The sequence below is a fragment of the Bacillus sp. SIMBA_154 genome, assembly GCF_046536015.1.
Taxonomy (GTDB): domain Bacteria; phylum Bacillota; class Bacilli; order Bacillales; family Bacillaceae; genus Bacillus; species Bacillus pumilus_P.
This window is the reverse complement of the sequence record NZ_JAWJBV010000213.1, coordinates 1-276: the sequence shown is the minus strand read 5'-3', so window position 1 is coordinate 276 and position 276 is coordinate 1. Positions and strand designations below refer to the sequence as shown.

1 protein-coding gene is annotated in these 276 nt (G+C 44.2%); it reads right to left on the bottom strand.

All coding sequences use genetic code 11. From position 1 onward, the window contains the following. Nucleotides 1-276, bottom strand: a 276-nt coding sequence (locus tag R0K30_RS21775) for a hypothetical protein (protein ID WP_410612907.1), incomplete at both ends; no start/stop codon positions are given.

The following is a 276-nucleotide window of genomic DNA, read 5'->3' as shown; positions in this document are numbered from 1 at the left end:
GTGTTTACGAGGCATACAGAACCGAGTTCGTTTTTCTTCTAACTTCGCGTCGATATAATCAAGCGCAGAAGAAAAATCCTGCCGTCGTGTCTCTTTAAAGAATTCGTCAGCGTCAGCCATAAAGCGATTAAAGGCATGTTCAATATCATCAATACCATTAGCCGCCATATCACTCGTTAAGCCGCCCAGATTATAAATAATGAGCCATTCCCTATTGGGAACCGATTCAACAGAAAGCCGCTTTGCGGGAGGTGGGTTCTTCAGGTTAAAGCGAAC